Origin of the sequence: Streptomyces albireticuli, from assembly GCF_002192455.1 — a bacterium.
GTDB lineage: Bacteria > Actinomycetota > Actinomycetes > Streptomycetales > Streptomycetaceae > Streptomyces > Streptomyces albireticuli_B.
In genome coordinates this window covers 7,558,980-7,576,475 of record NZ_CP021744.1, presented here as the reverse complement: position 1 = coordinate 7,576,475, position 17,496 = coordinate 7,558,980, and the positions used below count along the sequence as shown (strand labels likewise).

Annotated in this window: 1 protein-coding gene and 1 pseudogene; both read right to left on the bottom strand. The window is 74.6% G+C overall.

Features of this window, described 5'->3' with window-relative positions; translation table 11 throughout:
- Positions 1–45: 45 nt before the first annotated feature.
- Entirely contained in the window at positions 46–12,156 is a 12,111-nt protein-coding gene (locus SMD11_RS32325; RefSeq protein WP_418952543.1) for an SDR family NAD(P)-dependent oxidoreductase, read from the bottom strand.
- 13 nt (positions 12,157–12,169) lie between these two features.
- Positions 12,170–17,491, bottom strand: a pseudogene (locus SMD11_RS32320) (SDR family NAD(P)-dependent oxidoreductase); the annotation flags it as partial.
- Positions 17,492–17,496 lie beyond the last annotated feature (5 nt).

The following is a 17,496-nucleotide window of genomic DNA, read 5'->3' as shown; positions in this document are numbered from 1 at the left end:
TTCTGCTTGGGTGATCGGAATGCGTCGCGCGCACGGCCGGCGCCGTCACGCTCCGCCGAGGGAGCCGAGCCAGCTCTCCACGACCTCCGCGGTCGCCGCGGCGTCCGCCTTGACCATGGAGAAGTGGTCCGCGTCGACCCCGCGGCTCTGGGCGGAGGGGAAGGCGCTGTCCTCCTCACCGCCGTTGCCCTGGTACCCGGCCACGGCGGAATCGACTCCGGCGGACTGCCTCGCCGCCACGACGTTCAGCACGGGGGCGGTGGTGTGCTGGACGTCGAGCCGGCTCAGCAGACCCATCCACCGGCCCATCGCGGACAGCCGCGAGTTGGTCATCCGCACCGGGGAGACCTCGTCGACGAGGAAGTTCCGCCGCATCAGGCCGGCGTAGTCGACCTGCTCGTTGTTCTCGTGCCGGAGGCTGAGGGTGTCCAGGAGCACCACGGCGGCGGGCCTGATGCCCCACGTGTTCTCCAGCAGGCCGGCCGCCGCGTAGGCGAACGCGCCGCCGGAGGAGTGCCCGGCCAGGACGAACGGGTTGCCGTCGCTCGCGCGCAGGGCGCTCTCCGCGATGACCCGGACCGCGCTCTCGGGCGTGGCCGGCAGCCGCTCCCCCGCGGAGAAGCCGATCAGCGGCACCGCGGAGACGTGTCGCCGGCCCCGGAAGGGGGCGGCGAGCCTGACGTACTCGTGGACACCACCGTTGGCGGTGGGCGTGCTGACGCAGATCAGCCTGGGCTCGCCGGGGCCCTCGGCGAGGGTGGTGGGCAGCGGCAGGTCCTCCAGCTCGGCCGTGTTCTCGAAGGTCGCGCGGACGGCGCCCAGGGCCCGCACCATGTGCTGGGCCTCGGCGACCCTGCCGCTCTCCAGGGCGTCGAGGAACAGCCGTTCCAGCGAGTCGACCTCCTGCCCGGCGGCCGGGCCCCTGAGGCCCGCACCGGCCGGGGCCCCGTCCGGGCCCGGCTGGGCGGCGAGTTCGCCGAGCAGCCAGGCGGCGAGGCTCTCGGGGTTCCGGTTGTCGAAGACCACGGTGGCGGGCAGGTGCAGGCCGGTGGCCGTAGCGATCCGGTTGCGGAGCTCGACGGAGGTCAGCGAGTCGAAGCCGAGCTCGAAGAACTCCCGGTGGGCCTCGATGCCCTGGACCGACGCGTGGCCGAGGACGGCCGCGGCCTCGGTGCGGACGAGGTCGACGACGTGACGCGTACGGTCCGCCTCCGCCAGGCCCAGCAGCTGCCGGGCGAAGGAGACCGTCGAGCCGGCGGTGTTGTCGGCGGCTCGCCGGCCCCGGCGGATCAGCCCGCGGAAGACCGGGGGCACGTCGGCCTGCGGATCCGCGGCTCCGGAGACCTTGCCCAGCGCCGCCACCACGGGCTCGTCCGAGCCGAGAGCGGTCTCGAGCAGGGCCATGCCCTGCTCGACGGTCACCGGCGACAGACCGCTGGTCCGCATGCGGGCCATGGCCGTGTCGCTCAGGTCGCCGGCCATGCCGTCACCGTGGGCCCAGTGGCCCCATACGACCGACTGGCCGGGCAGCCCCAGGGAGGCCCGGTGCCGTGCCAGGGCGTCCAGGAAGGCGTTGGCGGCGGCGTAGTTGGCCACGCCCGGCGCGCCGAGCACGCCGGAGAGGGAGGAGTACATGACGAACGCCGCCAGATCGAGGTCCTTGGTGGCCTCGTGCAGGTGCCAGGCCGCGTCCACCTTGGGCCGCAGCACGAACGACAGCTGCTCGGGCGTCAGCGAGGTCACCATGCCGTCGTCGAGCACACCGGCCAGGTGGACGACCGCCGTCAGGGGATGCTCCGCGGGGATCCCGGCCAGGAGTCCGCCGAGCGCGTCCCGGTCCGTCGTGTCGCAGGACACGATCGTGGGAAGTGCCCCCAGCTCCCTGAGCTCATCGGCGAGTTCTGCCGCACCAGGAGCCTGCGGGCCCCGGCGGCCGGCCAGCAGCAGGTGCCGGTTGCCGGACGCGGCCAGCCACCGGGCGAGGTGGCCGCCCAGCGCACCCGTGCCGCCGGTGATGAGAACGGTCCCTTCGGGGTCCCACTCCCGCCGCTGCCCGCCCGTACCGGCCGGCAGCATGGCCAGCCGTGCGACGCGCGTCTCTCCGTCGCGTACGGCGAACTGGGCGTCGCCGGAGGCCAGCAGGCCCGGCAGCTCCGCCAGGAAGGCCTCCAGGCCGGCGCTGTCGTCGAGGTCGGCCAGGAGGAAGCAGCCGGGGTCCTCCGCCTGTGCCGAGCGCACCAGGCCCCAGAGGGCGGCAGCGGCGGGATCGTCGCCGGAGACCGCGCCGCGCGTCACGAACATCAGCCGTGACGTGGCGAACCGTTCACCGGCGAGCCAGTCCTGCGCCAGCCGCAGGGCCTGTGCCGTCAGCTCGTGCGCGGCCGCCGGGACGTCGCCCTCCGTGGTGGGCACGGGAACCACGACCAGGTCCGGGACGTCGGCCACGCCGGCCAGGTCCGCGGCCCCGAGGGGGGCGAGCACCACGCTTCGTACGGCTTCCGCGGCCGCCTCGGGCTCCGGAGCCGGCACCCAGTCCAGCCGCAGCAGGGGTTCGCGCCGGCCGCCGGTGGCGGGCAGGGAGTCCGGAAGGGCGCTCAGGACGAGGGTCTCCGCCGACAGCACCGGGGCGCCGGAGGCGTCGACCGCCGCGACGGAGACGGAGTCCTCGCCCGTCCGGGCGATGCGTGCCCGCAGCGACGAGGCGCCGGAGGCGTGCAGGGACACTCCGCTCCAGGAGGCGGCGTACGCGGCGCCGTCCTCGTCGCCCACGCCGCAGAGGGCGGCGGCGTGCGCGACCGCTTCGAGCAGCGCGGGGTGCAGGCCGAAGTCCTGGGCGTCGGAGGCGATGCCGTCCGGCAGCCCGGCCTCGACGAACACCTCGTCGCCACGGCTCCAGGCGGCCCGCAGGCCGGTCCCGGCGTGGAAGCCGTCCAGGTCGACGACCGTGGCGTCCCGGGGCGGCCAGACGGACGCGTCGAAGTCCGTGGGGCGCGCACCCGTGGTGAGCGTGCCGGTGGCGTGCTCCGTCCATGCCTCGTCCGGCCGGTCCGCCGGCCGCGAGAAGAACCGGATGTCCCGGGTGTCCTCGTCGCCCGGGGCACCGAGCCACACCTGCATCACGCGTGCCGTGCCGTCGGTGAGCACCAGGGGCGCGCCGAGGGTCAGCGCGGCGACGTGGTCGCAGCCGACCTGGTCACCGGCCCGGACGGCGAGTTCGACGAACCCGGCGGCCGGGAAGACCGTGGCCCCGCCCGCCGTGTGGTCCTTGAGCCAGGGATGCGCCTCGGTCGACAGCCGGCTCGTGAACAGCATGCCGTCCGAGTCGGCCAGCGGCACCGCCGCGCCCAGCAGCGGGTGCCCGGCCGGCACCAGCCCCGCGGACGTCACGTCGCCGACGGTCGCGCCGGGCTCGGGCCAGAAGTGCAGGCGCTGGAAGGCATAGGTGGGCAGATCGACGCGGTGGCCTCCGGCACCGTCGAAGAACCGGGCCCAGTCCACGTCCACGCCCGCGACGTGGAGCCGGGCGAGGGCGGTCAGCAGGGCCGTCTCCTCCGGGCGGTCCTTGCGCAGGGCGGGGACGACGACCGGAGTGTCGTCCAGGTTGTGCTGGGCCATCGCCGTCAGCACACCGTCGGGACCCAGCTCCAGGAAGGCCGAGGCGCCCTCGGCCGCCATGACGCGCACGGCGTCGGCGAAGCGGACGGGCTCGCGGACGTTGCGCACCCAGTAGTCGGCGGAGCACATCAGCTCCGCGGACGCGGGCTCACCGGTCACGGTCGAGACGACCGGGATCCGCGGCGCCCGGTACGAGAGGCCCTCGGCGATCCGCTGGAAGTCGTCCAGCATCGGCTCCATCAGCGGCGAGTGGGACGCGTGGCTGATCGGCAGCCGGTGCGTCTTGCGGCCCTCGGCGGCGAATCCCGCGGCGATCCGCAGGACATGGGTCTCGTCCCCGGCGAGGACGACCGACTCGGGGCCGTTGACCGCGGCGATGGACACCCCGTCGACCAGGCGCGCGGCCACCTCGTCCTCGGCCGCCTGGACGGCGACCATCGCACCGCCCACCGGCAGCGCCTGCATCAGCCGCGCCCGGGCGGCCGCCAGGGTGCAGGCGTCCTCGAGGGAGAGCACCCCGGCCACATGGGCCGCGGCGATCTCGCCGAACGAGTGCCCGGCGACGAAGTCCGGGCGGACACCCCAGGATTCGACGAGCCGGAACAGCGCCACCTCGACGGCGAACATCGCGGGCTGGGTGAAGCCGGTCTCGTTGAGGCGCTCCGCGTCGGTGAACATCACCTCCCGCAGCTCGTCGTCGAAGTGCGCCAGCACCGCGTCCAGGGCCTCGGCGAACACCGGGAACCGCGCGGACAGCTCACGGCCCATCCCCACGCGCTGTCCGCCCTGGCCGGGGAAGAGCAGCGCGAGCGAACGATCCACCGCCCTGCCCCGGGCGGCCTCGGCGTTCCCGTCCTCCCCCGTCAGCAGCACCGCGCGGTGCTCGAAGGCGGACCGGCCCGTGGCCAGCGAGAAGCCCACGTCCGCCGGCGAGAGCTCCTGATGCCCGTCGGACCACTCCCGCAGCAGGTCGAGCTGGGCGTCCAGGGCCTCGGCGGACTTGCCCGAGACGAGCCACGGCATGGTTCCCGCGCTCGTGGGCAGGGCGTCCCGGGCCGGGCCGGTGGCGGGCTCCGGTGCCTGTTCCAGGATGGCGTGCGCGTTCGTGCCGCTGATGCCGAAGGCGGATACTGCCGCCCGGCGGGGACGGCCGGTGTCCGGCCAGTCGGTCGTGTCCGTCAGCAGTTCGACGTCGCCGGCCGTCCAGTCGACGTGCGTCGTGGGCGTCTCGGCATGGAGGGTGCGGGGCAGCACGCCGTGCCGCATCGCCATCACCGTCTTGATGACGCCGGCGGCGCCGGCCGCCGACATGGTGTGGCCGATGTTCGACTTGAGCGAGCCCAGCAGCAGCGGCCGTTCCTCGGGCCGGTCCTGCCCGTACGTGGCGAGCAGGGCCTGGGCCTCGATGGGGTCGCCGAGGGGCGTACCGGTGCCGTGGGCCTCCACGGCGTCCACGTCGTCGGCCGACAGCCCGGCGTTCGCCAGGGCCTGGCGGATGACGCGCTGCTGGGACGGGCCGTTCGGAGCGGTGAGACCGTTGGAGGCGCCGTCCTGGTTGATGGCCGAGCCGCGCAGCACGGCGAGGACCTCGTGCCCGTTGCGCTGCGCGTCCGAAAGGCGTTCCAGTACGAGGACGCCGACGCCCTCGGACCAGCCGGTGCCGTCGGCCGCGTCCGAGAACGCCTTGCACCGGCCGTCCGTGGACAGGCCGCCCTGGCGGGTGAAGCTGGGGAAGCTCATCGGCGTCGACAGGACCGTCACACCGCCGGCCAGGGCGAGCGAGGACTCGCCGGAGCGCAGGGACTGCGCGGCCAGGTGCATGGCGACGAGGGACGACGAGCACGCGGTGTCCAGCGTGACGGCCGGGCCTTCGAGGCCGAAGGTGTAGGAGATGCGGCCGGAGACGACGCTGCCGACGAGGCCCGTGCTGGTGTGGCCCTCCAGATCCTCGCGGGAGTTCATCACGAGCATCGTGTAGTCCTGGCCGCTGGTGCCGACGAAGACGCCGGTCCGGCTGCCGCGCAGGGACACCGGGTCGATGCCCGCCCGCTCGATCGCCTCCCAGGAGGTCTCCAGCAGCAACCGCTGCTGGGGGTCCATGGTGACGGCCTCGCGCGGCGAGATCCCGAAGAACCCGGCGTCGAAGTCCGCGATGCCGTCGAGGAATCCGCCCTTGGACGTGGCGCTGCGACCGCGGTCGCCCTCCGCCCCGCCCAGCAGGGCGTCCAGGTCCCAGCCGCGGTCCGTCGGGAAGTCCGTGATGCCTTCACGGCCTTCGAGGACGAGCCGCCACAGGTCCTCCGGGGACCGGACGCCGCCGGGGAGCCGGCAGGCCATGCCCACGATGGCGACCGGGTCCTCGGCGACCGCCTCGGTGGCGGCGGCCGGGACCGGCATGTCCCCGTGCTCGTCGAGCAGCAGGGCGACGAGGTGCCCCGCGAGCAGGGCGGGGTTGGGGTAGTCGAAGACCAGGGTCGCGGACAGCCGCAGACCGGTCGCGGCGGAGAGCCTGTTGCGGAGCTCCACGGAGGTCAGGGAGTCGAAGCCCAGGTCCTGGAACTCCCGCCGCGCGTCGACGGCCTCGGCCGACGCGTGCCCCAGCACCGCCGCGGCCTCGGTCCGTACCAGATCCGTCATGAGGCGGGCGCGCTCGTCCTCGCCCAGTCCCGCGAGCCGGCCGACGAGTTGCACGGCCGTGCCCGCGCCGGTGGCGGTGGTCGCGGCGGCGCGACGGGACCTGACCAGGCCGCGGAGTACGGGCGGTACGGGGCCGGTGACGCGCACGGGCCCGGAGGTCCGGCCGAGCACGACGAGGTGAGCCGCGTCGCACTCCCCCGCCGCGTCGAGGAGGGCGAGCCCCTGGCCGACGGAGAGGGGCGCCGCTCCGTAGGAGGCGATGCGCCGCATGTCCGCCTCGGACAGCGCGGCCGTCATGCCGCCGGCCTGTTCCCACGCGCCCCAGGCCAGGGACTGCGCGGGCAGCCCGTGCGCCGCGCGGTGGCGGGCCAGCGCGTCGAGGAAGACGTTGCCCGCGGCGTAGTTGCCCTGACCGGGGGTGCCGGTCACGCCCGAGATGGACGAGAACAGCACGAACGCGGCCAGGTCGAGGTCCTTGGTGGCCTCGTGCAGGTGCCAGGCGGCGTCCGCCTTCGGGCGCAGCACGGCCGACAGCCGGTCGGCGGTCAGCGACGTCAGCACGCCGTCGTCCAGCACACCGGCCGTGTGGATCACGGCTGTCAGCGGATGTCCGGCCGGGACCGAGGCCACGAGCGAGGCCACCGCCTCCCGGTCCGCCACATCGCACGCGACGACGGCCACCTCGGCGCCGAGACCGGCCAGCTCCGTACGGAGCTCCGCCGCCCCCGGCGCGTCCGGCCCGCTCCGGCTGGCCAGGATCAGGTGCTTCACGCCTCGCTCGGCCACCAGGTGGCGGGCGAGTTCGCGGCCCAGGCCACCGGTGCCGCCGGTGATCAGTACGGTGCCGTCCGGGTTCCGGACGGGCGGCATGGTCAGCACGATCTTGCCTATGTGGCGGGCCCGGCTCATGTGCCGGAACGCCTCGCGGGCACGCCGTACGTCCCAGGTCGCGACCGGCAGCGGACGCAGCGCGCCGACGGCGAACAGCTCCACCAGCTCGGTCAGCATCTCCTGGGTCCGCTCGGGGCCGGCTTCCGCGAGGTCGAAGGCGCGGTAGCGGACCCCGGCGAGCGCCTCGGGCTCGCGGACGTCGGTCTTGCCCATCTCCAGGAACCGGCCGCCGGGGGCGGTCAGCCGCAGCGAGGCGTCCACGAACTCGCCGGCGAGGGCGTTGAGCACCACGTCCACGCCGTGGCCGTCCGTGGCCTCCAGGAAGCGCTGTTCGAAGTCGGTGGTGCGGGACGAGGCGATGTGGTCGTCGGGGACTCCCAGTTCGCGCAGGGTGTCCCACTTGCCCTCACTGGCCGTGGCGAACACCTCGGCGCCGAGGTGCCGGGCCAGCTGGATCGCCGCCATGCCGACGCCACCGGCGCCGGCGTGCACGAGGATCTTCTCGCCGGGCTTCAGGTCCGCGAGGTCCTTCAGGGCGTAGAGGGCGGTCAGGAAGACCAGCGGCACCGAAGCGGCCCGGGCGGGCGACCAGCCTTCGGGGATCCTGACGAGGAGCCGCTCGTCGGTCACGGCCACCGGGCCGAAGCCGCCGAACAGCATGCCCATCACACGGTCGCCAGGACGCAGTCCGGTCACTCCGGGCCCGGTCCCGGTCACCACGCCGGCGCCCTCGGCGCCGAGCAGCCCGGCCTCACCGGGGTACATGCCCAGCGCGTTCAGCACGTCGCGGAAGTTCACGCCGGCGGCCTGGACCGCCAGCCGCACCTGCCCCGGCGCGAGCGGCTCCAGGGTCTCCGGGCAGGGCGCGAGCAGCAGGTTGTCGAGGCTGCCCTTGGCTCCCGTGTCCAGCCGCCACGGCACGCCGGCCGGAGGCAGCAGCCCCGCGCCGCCGCCCAGGTGGGCCAGCCGGGCGACCCGGACGGCGCCGTCGCGCACCACGAACCCGTCGTCGCCGGTGGCCAGCAGGCCCGGCAGGGCCGGGAGCAGGGCGAGGACGTCCGCGTCGGCGGCGTCCAGCAGCACGAACCGGCCCGGGTTCTCCGACTGCGCCGACCGCACCAGGCCCCACACCGCGGCGGCGGGCAGGTCCCGTACGGTCTCGCCCTCGTCGGCGGAGACGGCACCGCGGGTGACGAACACCAGGCGCGATCCGGCGGGCCGCTCCCCGGCGGTCCACTCCTGGAGCAGGCCCAGGACGCGGGCCGTCAGCTCGTGCACGGAAGCGGGCACGTCGTCGCCCGCACCCGACACCGGTACCAGCACCAGGTCCTCGTCGCCGGCGAGCTCCGCCAGGGACGCGGCCGACGCGCCCACGCCGAGCGGGTCGGCGCCCAGGGACACGCAACGGGCCTCGGTGGACGGCACCTCGGGGGCGGGCACCCAGTCCAGCGACAGCAGCGCGTCGTACTCCGCGCCGCGCGCGGCGACCGCCGGGGCCGCCGCCGACGTACCGCGCAGGACCAGCGCCTCCGCCGACAGCACGGGCGCGCCTTCGACGTCGACGGCCGCGATGGACACGCTGTCGTCGCCCGTCCTGGTGACGCGGGCCCGGACGACCGGGGCCCCGCCGGCGTGCAGGGACACTCCCCGCCAGGCGAACGGCATGAGGAGCTGGTCGTCCTCGCCGACACCGGCCATCCGGTGGGACTGGATCACCGCGTCCAGCAGCGCCGGGTGGATTCCGAAGGCCCCGGCCTCGCCGGCGGCGTCGCCGGGGAGCGCGGCTTCGAGGTAGACCTCGTCCTCCAGCCGCCAGACCGAGCGCAGGCCCTGGAAGGCGGGGCCGTACCCGGTGCCCTCGTAGAAGTCCTCCAGGTCGACGACCACGGCGTCACGGGGCGGCCAGGCCTCCGAGCCGAAGGCTCCGACGCGCTCGCCGTGGGCGAGCGTGCCGTTGGCGTGCTGGGTCCACTGCCCGTCGGGGGCGCCGTCGTGGCGCGAGTGCACGGAGACCGTCCGGGCGCCCGCCTCGTCGGGGGCTCCGACCAGTACCTGGACCAGTGCGGCGCCCTCCTCGGGCAGGACGAGCGGGGTGAGGAGGACGAACTCCTCGACACGGTCGCAGCCGACCTGGTCGCCGGCGCGCAGGGCCAGTTCGAGGAAGCCGGTGGCCGGGAAGAGGACGTTCTCGCCGATGGCGTGGTCGGTGAGCCAGGGGTGGGTCTGGAGGGACAGCCTGCCCGTGAACACCACTTCGCCGGAGTCCGCGAGCGCGAGCATCGCGCCCAGCAGCGGGTGTTCCGCCGGCGCGAGGCCCGCGCCGGTCACGTTTCCGGTGAGCGCGGCGGGCCTGGGCCAGTAGCGCTCGTGCTGGAAGGGGTAGGTGGGCAGGTCGACGCGGCGGGCGCCGGTGCCGTCGAACAGGCCGGCCCACTCGACCTCGACACCGGCCACGTGGAGGCGCGCGACGGCGGTCAGCAGGGCCGTCTCCTCCGGGCGGTCCTTGCGCAGGGCCGGGACGGTGACCGGAGCGCCGTCGAGGCTGTGCTGGGCCATGGCCGTCAGCACGCCGTCGGGGCCCAGTTCCAGGAAGACGGAGGCGCCCTCGGCGGCCAGGGTGCGGATGCCGTCGGCGAAGCGCACGGTCTCGCGGACGTGGCGGACCCAGTAGTCCGCCGTGCACACCAGCTCCTCGGAGACGCGCCGGCCGGTCACGTTCGACACGAGGGGGATCTGCGGGGTCCGGAAGGCGATGCCCTCGGCGACCGTCCGGAAATCGTCCAGCATCGGCTCCATCAGCGGCGAATGGAACGCGTGACTGACCGGCAGCCGCTGCGTCTTACGGCCTTCCGCCGCGAACTCCTCGGCGATGCGCAGCGCCTCGGTCTCGTCCCCGGCGATGACGACCGCCTCGGGGCCGTTGACCGCCGCGAGGGACACCCCGTCCACCAGGCGCGCGGCCACCTCCTCCTCGGCCGCCTGGACGGCGACCATCGCACCGCCCGCGGGCAGCGCCTGCATCAGCCGTGCCCGCGCCGACACCAGAGCACAGGCGTCCTCCAGCGAGAACACCCCCGCCACGTGCGCCGCCGCGACCTCACCGATCGAATGCCCCGCCACGAAGTCCGGGCGGATCCCCCATGACTCGACCAGCCGGAAGAGCGCCACCTCGACCGCGAACAGCGCCGGCTGGGTGAAGCCGGTCTCGTCGAGGCGCTCCGCGTCGGTGAACATCACCTCCCGCAGGTCCTCGTCGAAGTGTGCCAGCACCGCGTCCAGGGCCTCGGCGAACACCGGGAACCGCGCGGACAGCTCCCGGCCCATGCCGACGCGCTGCGCGCCCTGTCCCGAGAACAGCACGGCGAGCTTCCCGGCCATGTCCTCGGCGAGCCCGCGCGCGACCTCGACCGTCCCGTCCTCCCCCGCCAGCAGCACCGCGCGGTGCTCCAGGTGCGCGCGGGAGGTGGCCAGCGAGAAGCCCGTGTCGAGCGGTGACGCGCCGGCCTGCGCGGAGATCCGCTCCAGCTGTGCCGTCAGGGCGCTCTCGGACCTCGCGGAGAGCGGCCAGGGCACGACCGCCGGCTCGATCTTCGGTTCGTCCCCGGCGTCGGGCAGCTCGGCGGCCGGCGCCTGCTCGATGATGACGTGGGCGTTCGTCCCGCTGATGCCGAAGGACGACACGCCCGCGCGCCACGGCCGGTCCACCTCCGGCCACGCCCCGGCGTCCGTCAGCAGCTCCACCGCACCGGACGACCAGTCCACGTGCGACGACGGCGCGTCCACGTGCAGCGTCCTCGGCAGCACACCGTGCCGCATCGCCAGCACCATCTTGATGATGCCCGCCACACCCGCGGCGGCCTGTGTGTGCCCGATGTTCGACTTGATCGATCCCAGCAGCAGCGGGCGGCCGGCTTCCCGGTCCTGGCCGTAGGTGGCCAGCAGCGCCTGCGCCTCGATGGGGTCGCCGAGCGTCGTGCCCGTACCGTGCGCCTCGACCACGTCCACCTCGGACACCGACAGTCCGGCGCTCGCCAGCGCCTGGCGGATCACCCGCTGCTGCGCCGGCCCGTTGGGCGCCGTCAGGCCGTTGGACGCGCCGTCCTGGTTCACCGCGGAGCCGCGGACGACGGCCAGGATCTCGTGCCCGTTGCGCTGCGCGTCCGAAAGGCGTTCCAGTACGAGGACACCGACGCCCTCGGACCAGCTCGTGCCGTCGGCGGCGTCCGCGAACGCCTTGCACCGGCCGTCCGCCGCCAGCCCGCCCTGCCGGCCGAACCCGGCGAAGCTCATCGCGCTCGACAGCACCGTCACACCGCCGGCGAGCGCCAGCGAGCACTCGCCGGAGCGCAGTGCGTGGGCCGCCAGGTGCAGCGAGACGAGGGAGGACGAGCACGCGGTGTCGACGGTGACCGCCGGGCCCTCCAGGCCGAGGCTGTACGAGACCCGTCCGGAGAGGACGCTGCCCGCGAGCCCGGTGCTGGCGTGGCCTTCGACGTCTTCGCGGGAGTTCATCACGACGCCGACGTAGTCGACGCCGTTCGTGCCGGTGAACACGCCGGTCTCGCTGCCCCGCAGCGATCCGGGGTCGATACCGGCGCGCTCCAGGGCCTCCCAGGAGGTCTCCAGCAGCAGCCGCTGCTGCGGGTCCATCGCCACGGCCTCGCGGGGCGATATGCCGAAGAAGCCGGCGTCGAAGGCCGCGGCGTCGACGAAGCCGCCCTCGGCCGCCGGGCCGCTGCCGTCGCCCGTCAGAAGGCCGATGTCCCAGCCGCGGTCCGTGGGGAACGCCGAGATGCCGTCCCGTCCCTCGTGCAGCATCCGCCAGAGTTCCTCCGGGGATCCCACCCCGCCCGGGAACCGGCAGGACATTCCGACGATGGCGATGGGCTCTTGCTTGCCGGACTCGGCCTCCAGCAGCCGTTGGCGGGTCTGGTGCAGATCGGCGGTGACCCACTTGAGGTATTCAACGAGCTTGCTGTCTTCGGGCATAACGAGAAACCTTCCCTGTGAAATATGGAGGCCGGGCTCAGCGAGCGCTGTGACGGCCGAGCTCGTTGTCGATAAAGGCGAAGATCTCGTCCGTGCTGGCGGCTTCGATCCGTTCGGCGACCTGGGCGCCGGCGGCCTCCGCCTCGGCCCCTCGCCACTTCTCCAGCATCTGGAACAACCGGCTGGAGACGGCCGACCTGGTGCGGGCGTCCAGCTCGCCGGCGGCGAGCGCGGAGTCGAGGCGTGCGAGTTCCTCGAGGAGGGCGGAGCCCGCGTCGGCCACGGCCTCGTCCACGAGCCGCGGGACGAGGTGGCCGGCGAGCGCCGTGGGGTTGGGGTAGTCGAACACGAGCGTCGCGGACAGCCGCATGCCGGTGGCGGCGGTGAGCCGGTTGCGGAGCTCGACCGCGGTCAGCGAGTCGAAGCCCAGGTCGCGGAACTCCCGTCGCGCGTCGACGGCGCCGGGCGACGCATGGCCCAGCACGGCCGCCGCCTCGGCCCGTACGAGGTCGGTCATGAGGCGCGTGCGCTCCTCCGGCCGGGCCTCCCGCAGCCGGTGGCCGAGCGTCGCGGCCTCTTCGGTGCCGCCCGCGGAGCTCGCCGCCGTGCGCCGGCCCCCCTTCAGGAGGCCGCTCAGCAGCGGCGGCACCTCACCGCCCGCCCGGGTGCCCACCGCGACCGGGCCGACGGGGACGAGGTACGCCTCGCCCGACGCGGTGGCGGCGTCGAACAGCGCCAGCCCCTGCCCGGCCGACAGCGGCGGTACCCCGGACGAGGCGATGCGCCGCATGTCCGCCTCGGACAGGGTGCCGGTCATCCCGCTGCCCTGCGCCCACGCGCCCCAGGCCAAGGACTGCGCGGGCAGGCCGCGTGTGGCGCGGTGGCGGGCCAGCGCGTCGAGGAAGACGTTGCCCGCGGCGTAGTTGCCCTGCCCGGCGCTGCCCATGACACCCGAGATCGAGGAGTACATGACGAAGGCGGCGAGCTCGATCTCCTTGGTGAGCTCGTGCAGGTGCCAGGCCGCGTCCGCCTTCGGCCGCAGCACGCCCGACAGGCGCTCCGCGGACAGCGAGGTGACCACGCCGTCGTCCAGCACACCCGCCGTGTGGACGACCGCGGTCAGCGGACGGTCCAGGGACCCGAGCAGCCGTCCGACCGCGTCCCGGTCGGCCACGTCGCACGCCGCGACGGACACACCGGCGCCGAGGGCGGTCAGTTCCTCGCGCAGTGCGGCCGCGCCCGGGGCGGCCTCGCCCCGGCGGCTCACCAGCGTCAGGTGCCTCACGCCGCGCTCGGCCACGAGGTGGCGGGCCAGCACGGCGCCCAGGCCACCGGTACCGCCGGTGACGAGTACCGTGCCGTTCGCGTCCCACGCGGGCGCGGCGGCCACCGCGTCGTCCTCCTCGGCCGCGTACCGGGCGAGCCGGCCCACGCGCACGGCGCCGTCGCGGACGACGAACCGGTCGTCACCGGAGACCAGCAGGCCGGGCAGGCTGCGGAGCGCGGCCGGGACGTCCCCGTCCGCGGCGTCCAGCAGCACGAACCGGCCCGGGTTCTCCGACTGCGCCGATCCCACCAGACCCCATACCGCGGCACCGGCGAGGTCGTCACCGGACACCGCGCCACAGGTCACGAAGACCAGCCGCGACGAGGCGAACCGCTCATCCGCCAGCCACTCCTGCGCCAGCCCCAGGGACCATGCCGTGAGTTCGTGCACGGAGGCGGGCACATCGTCGCCGGTGGCCGGCACAGGGACCACGACCAGGTCCGGGACGTCCTCCGGCAACCCGGGCGAGGCCAGGCCCGCGGCGCCGAGCGTGACGCTCCGCACCTCGCCGGAGGCCCGTGCCTCCGGGACCACCACCCATTCCAGCCGCAGCAGCGAACCCTGCCGCGCGGCTCGCCGTACGGTCTTCCGGGCGCTCAGCACCAGTGCGTCGGCGGACAGGACGGGCGCGCCCTCGGCGTCCGCGACGGCGACGGAGAACGTGTTCTCGCCGGCCTTGACGACGCGTACGCGTACCGCCGGCGCGCCGCTCGCGTGCAGCGAGACGCCCGTCCATGACGACGGCGCGAGTCCCTCGTCGCACCCGGTCGCCGCGGTCACCGCTGCCAGCAGGGCCGGGTGCAGCCCGAAGGCCCCGGCGTCGTCCACCCGGTCCGGGAGCACGGCCTCGGCGAAGGTCTCGTCGCCCCGGACCCAGAGCGCGCGCAGCGTCCCCCCGGCCCCCGCGAAGTCCTGCGGATCCACGGCCACGGCGCCGCTGGGCGGCCACACCGAAGCGTCGAAGTCCGCCGTAGGCGCCGTGGAGTCCAGCAGCACACCGGCGGCGTGCTCCGTCCACGTCCCGTCCGGTGAGCCGGCGGCCCGCGCGTGGACGCGCACCGGGCGTGCGCCCTCCGCGTCGGGTGCGCCGACCCGTACCTGGAGGAACAGGTCGTCGTCCGGGGCCAGGACGAGGGGCTCGGCGAAGGAGAGCGTGCCGACCAGGTCGCAGCCGACCAGGTCACCGGCGCGGATGGCCAGTTCGAGGAGTGCGGCGGCGGGGAAATCGGACACGCCGTCCGTCATGTGGTCCAGCAGCCAGGGGTGCGTCCGCGCCGACAGCCGGCTCGTGAACAGCATTTCCCCGGAGTCCGCCAACGGCACCGCCGCGCCCAGCAGGGGATGCCCGGCGGGCATCAGGCCCGCGGCGGACACGTCGCCCGCCGGGGCGGCGGGCTCGGGCCAGTACCGCTCGTGCTGGAACGGGTAGGTGGGCAGGTCGACGCGGTGGGCGCCGGTGCCCTCGTAGAAGGCGGTCCAGTCCACGTCCACACCCGCGACATGGAGGCGCGCGAGGGCGGTCAGCAGGGCGGTCTCTTCCGGACGGTCCTTGCGCAGGGCGGGGACCGCGACCGGAACGCCGTCCAGGACGTGCTGGGTCATCGCCGTGAGTACGCCGTCAGGACCCAGCTCCAGGAAGACCGAGGCGCCTTCGCCCTCCAGGGCGCGGACGCCGTCCGCGAAGCGCACCGTCTCCCGGACGTGCCGCACCCAGTACTCGGCCGAACACACCAGTTCCGCGGCGGCGAGCTCACCGGTCACATTCGAGACGACCGGGATCTCCGGTGCCTTGAACGACAGCCCCTCCACCACCCGGCGGAAGTCCTCCAGCATCGGGTCCATCAACGCCGAGTGGAAGGCGTGACTCACCGTCAAACGCTGTGTCTTGCGGCCCTCGGCGGCGAACCCCTCCGCGATCCGCAGCACCTCGGCCTCGTCCCCGGCGAGGACGACCGACTCCGGGCCGTTGACCGCCGCGACGGACACACCGTCCGTCAGCCGCGGCCCGATCTCGCTCTCCGCGGCCTGGACGGCCACCATCGCGCCACCGGTGGGCAGCGCCTGCATCAGCCGGGCCCGTGCCGCCACCAGCGTGCACGCGTCCTCCAGCGAGAACACCCCGGCCACGTGCGCCGCCGCGACCTCACCGATGGAATGGCCCGCGACGAAGTCCGGACGGACACCCCACGACTCCACGAGGCGGAACAGCGCGACCTCGACGGCGAAGAGCGCCGGCTGCGTGAACCCGGTCGTGTGCAGACCGTCGGCGTCACCGGACATCACCGCGCGCAGGTCGCTGAGTTCGCCGTCGAACCGCGCCAGCACCGCGTCCAGCGCCTCGGCGAACACCGGGAACCGGGCGTACAGCTCCCGGCCCGTCCCCACCCGCTGCGCACCCTGACCCGAGAACAGCACCGCGAGCGAGCGGCCCGTCTCCGCGCGGCCCCGGGCCACTTCGGACAGTTCGCCCTCGGGGCCCTGTGCGAGCAGCACGGCCCGGTGCTCGAACGCCGAGCGGCCGGAGACGAGCGAGAAGCCCACGTCCGCCGGGGACGAGGTGCCCTTCAGCGACGAGATCCGCTCGATCTGCGCCGTGAGCGCCTCCTCGGACCTGGCAGACAGCGGCCACGGCACCACGCCGGGCGCCTGCTCCGGAGCGGTCACCGGCTCCTCGGCCGGGTCCGCCTGTTCCAGGATGACGTGCGCGTTGGTGCCGCTGATACCGAAGGACGACACGCCCGCGCGCCACGGCCGGTCGGCCTCGGGCCACTCCTGGGACTCCGTCAGCAGCCGCACGGCGCCGGCCGACCAGTCCACGTGGGACGACGGCGCGTCGACGTGCAGGGTGCGGGGCAGCACCCCGTGCCGCATCGCCATGACGGACTTGATGATCCCCGCCACGCCGGCCGCCGCCTGCGTGTGGCCGAGGTTGGACTTCACGGAGCCCAGCAGCAGCGGCCGCTCGGGGTCGCGCCCCTGACCGTAGGTGGCCAGCAGCGCCTGGGCCTCGATCGGGTCGCCGAGCGGCGTGCCCGTGCCGTGGGCCTCGACCACGTCGACGTCCGTGGTCGTCAGCCCGGCGCTCGCGAGCGCCTGCCGGATCACCCGCTGCTGCGACGGACCGCTGGGCGCGGTGAAGCCGTTGGAGGCGCCGTCCTGGTTGACGGCCGAGCCCCGGACGACGGCGAGGACGGGGTGCCCGTTGCGGCGGGCGTCGGACAGGCGCTCCACGAGGAGGACGCCCACGCCCTCGGACCAGCCGGTGCCGTCGGCCGCCTCGGCGAACGCCTTGCACCGGCCGTCCGCCGCCAGTCCGCCCTGCCGGCTGAACTCCATCAGGGAGCCGGGGGACGACATGACGTTCACGCCGCCGACCAGGGCCAGCGAGCACTCGCCGGCCCGCAGGGCCTGGGCCGCCGTGTGCAGGGCCACGAGCGAGGAGGAGCAGGCCGTGTCGACCGTCACCGCCGGGCCCTCCAGGCCCAGCGTGTAGGACAGCCGCCCGGAGGTGGCGCTGGCGGCGATCCCGGTGCCGATGTCGCCGGTGGCGTCGGCCAGGGAGCGTACGAGCAGGTAGGCGTAGTCCTGCCCGTTCGTGCCGACGTACACGCCGGTGCGGCTGCCGCGGAGCGACACCGGGTCGATGCCGGCCCGCTCGACGGCCTCCCAGGAGGTCTCCAGGAGCAGCCGCTGCTGCGGGTCCATGGTCACGGATTCGCGCGGGGAGATCCCGAAGAAGCCCGCGTCGAAGCCGGCCACGCAGTCGAGGAAGCCGCCTTCCTGGCTGACGGCGTTGCCGCGCCGGTCGACTCCGGCGTCCCGCAGGGCGTCCAGGTCCCAGCCGCGGTCCGTGGGGAAGGCTCCGATCGCGTCCTCGCCCGCGGCCAGGAGCTGCCACAGGTCCTCGGGCGAGTTCACCCCGCCGGGGTACCGGCAGCTCATGGCCACGATCGCGATCGGTTCGGTGGCGGCGGCGACGAGCTTGTGGTTCTGCCGGCGGAGGTGTTCGGCTTCCTTCAACGAGGCGCGGAGGGCCG